The organism is Sphingobium sp. (assembly GCF_035511395.1).
Classification (GTDB): domain Bacteria; phylum Pseudomonadota; class Alphaproteobacteria; order Sphingomonadales; family Sphingomonadaceae; genus Sphingobium.
In genome coordinates this window covers 1-2,705 of record NZ_DATKFP010000283.1, presented here as the reverse complement: position 1 = coordinate 2,705, position 2,705 = coordinate 1, and the positions used below count along the sequence as shown (strand labels likewise).

Sequence of the window (2,705 nt, the reverse complement as noted above, 5' to 3'; positions counted from 1 at the left end):
GACCTCCAGCATCGCCGCGCTCCCGCCCTAGTTCAGCCCCTGCGCATTCAGCCCGCGCGAGAAATTGAGCGCGGAGGCCATGCCCGGCGTCATCGAGTTCTGCAGGGTGGACTCGAGCATGATGCTGCGGTTGATGATCTGCATCGTCACCTGCAGCTTGTTGTTCAGCCGCACATCGCGCTGGCTGAACTTCGCGCGCGTGGCCGCGATCTGCTGTTTCCACTGCGTCGCGGTTTCCTGGTCGAAGGTCTGGTAGTGGACCTTCGCCTGCTCGACCCGGTCCAGCATATTGTCGAGCATGGCGGACAGGAGATCGACCGCGACGATCTCGGACAGCGTCTGGATCTCGCCGTCGGTCAGCGCATAATGCGCATAGGCCTGCACGGCGAGGATTTTGTAGATCGGCACCGTCGCCAGATTCAGCAGCTGCTTTTCGGCCGCGTTGAGCGGCGTGTCGGAGCGGATCTTGTCGCTCATCGACTTGATCATCGTCGCAATGCGCGGGCGCAACGCCGAGGACGCAGGGACCGACAGCGTCTGCTCGCCGACGTCGTAGCAATTCTCGTCGTTGCATTTGAGCATCTTGACCGGCGGCGCGTCCGCCGTCCCGTCGAGCAGCGCCGTCACCACCGCCTCTTCGGCCGGACCGAACATCACGACCTTGCCGCCGACGCTCGGATCGGTCGAAGGCGTGGTCACGACCGTGCCCACCAGTGTCATCACATATTCGGAGAAGGACTGATCGAACGCCCCAAACTTGGCCGATTTTCTGAGCGCCTCCCAGGTGTAGTTGTGCGGCTCACCGACCAGCTGATCCTTCATCGATGCGTCGGTATTGCCCGCGATGGTGGAATCGCGCCGGTTGCCGTTATTGCAGCCTTGGCGGGAGGCGGCCCAGTCGGAGAACACGCCCTGGCTGTTGCCCACGGCCTCGCAGATCGTCGCCCGCGTCGAATCCATCTGCGGCCAGATTCCGCCGACCAGAGCCTGCGCGGTCTCGCAGCTAGAGATATTCATCTGGTTCAGAAGCTGCGCCTTCTGGCTGAACTCATCCATCACCTTCCCGATCTCCGGCGAAACGGAATCGATCGCGAGCTTGAACGCGAACCCGAGAGCATTGTTGGCCGTCGCTTTGAGCATAGCCACGATTTCGGAGGCGTTGATGAACGAGAAGCTGCCCGAGAAGAGGTCGATGCCCCCGCAGCCGGCCCGGGCGCTGGGAAGCTGGAGATTGAACGGTTGCACGCTCTTCTGCGGGAAACGCGTCCAGACATTGCCGAGCGAATAGTAGCCTGCCGACTGCCCCTGATAGGCCGACGGACCCGTGACATTGGCAGCGCCGCCCGCGTCCGAGAAGAAATTGTTCATCTCGGAGGCGACATCGGCGCGCGCCACGCCAACAATCGCGAAATTGAGCGCGGCGACCATCGCCATGGAGGCGCCCGCTGAGCGGAAGAAGCGGCGCGCACGCCCTTTGCCACGATGCTGTGCCATCAGTAATCGCTCCCAACCTTGGTGTTCGTGAGCGTGAAGATCCGGTCCATGATCTCATCCGCACTGAGAATGCCGTAGCCGATCGGAATCGTGCGCTTCGTCACGGTATCGAACAGGACGAGCGCCGGCGTTTCGTTGCCCGGCACACCCATCCGGGCGCGCTGCCCAGAGTCGACGACATAATTCGGGAATTCCCGGCTCGGCCCGCCGTCCATCGACACCGCCATCACCGCCATGCGATGGCTGTCGGTCACCGAGCGCAGGATCGGCGCGAACAGCTCGCAGGCGCCGCAGCTCTGAGCGTAGAAATAGAACAGCCCGTAACGCTGACCCAGATTGGTGAGGACCGCGTCACGATCGGCCTTCCGGTTATCGAGCCAGGCGCGCTTGCCGACCGTCGAGACCGGCCTTTGCAGCGTGTAGTCGATGTCGGGATTCTGCCACAGCGCGCGCTGCCAGACGTCGGAGAAGGTCGACGCCCGGTCGAGCTGCTCGCGCTGGAAGCGGACATAAGCGATGACATTCTCCTCCGACGGTTCAAGGATCGCCTTCGCCTTCAGTTCGTCGAGATGCTTGGTGATCGCCGCCATGCGGTCGACGGCGCTCTGCTGTGGCGGTGCAGCCGGCGCTTCCCGCGGCACGGCTTTCGGCTTGTCGCAATAGAACCATTGGCCGAGTTTTCGCTCGCCGCAGTAGAAGTCGTCAGGCCGGCTCTGCTCGATCGTATCGGACGGCGGCGACGCGTCCTGCGCCATGAGCGGCGACGCCAGGCCAACGCCCAGGGCGACCAGCATCGAGAGTCTAGCGATCATCGACATCGCTCATCGTCCTTTCAGCGGCTGAGGCAGAATGCGCGGAAGAATGGGTAGGTGGTGTGGAGGCTGGCCCGCCGTCCCAGGCCGAGAAGTGGACGCAGCAATCGGCCACGCTGGCTATAGGGGTGCCGCAGCGATGGGGTTGCGCCGCTGCCGGGGTCGGCACCGTGAGCGATGCAAGAAGGGCGGGCAGCTCGATGATGAAGAACGGCATGGTCCTATGTCCTTGGGCAGGTGCTGCGGCTCGGCGGCAAGGAGATGGTTTCGCCCATCTCACTTGCCGTGAAGGTCGTAGTAATTCTGAATTTTCTGCTGGATTTCGGTCATGGTCTGGACTTCATCAGGCAGCTTGGCCGCATCCATGAAGTCCGCGTAGACCTCGGTGAAATCCATCAC

The 2,705-nt window shown here is 62.9% G+C and carries 2 protein-coding genes; both read right to left on the bottom strand.

The window, feature by feature from the left end; genetic code table 11:
- Positions 1-27 precede the first annotated feature (27 nt).
- Entirely contained in the window at positions 28-1,428 is a 1,401-nt protein-coding gene (locus VMR39_RS20100; protein ID WP_026149935.1) for a conjugal transfer protein TraH, read from the bottom strand.
- Positions 1,429-1,493: 65 nt separating this feature from the next.
- Entirely contained in the window at positions 1,494-2,312 is an 819-nt protein-coding gene (locus VMR39_RS20095; protein ID WP_019054280.1) for a conjugal transfer protein TraF, read from the bottom strand.
- Between the last annotated feature and the right edge of the window lie 393 nt (positions 2,313-2,705).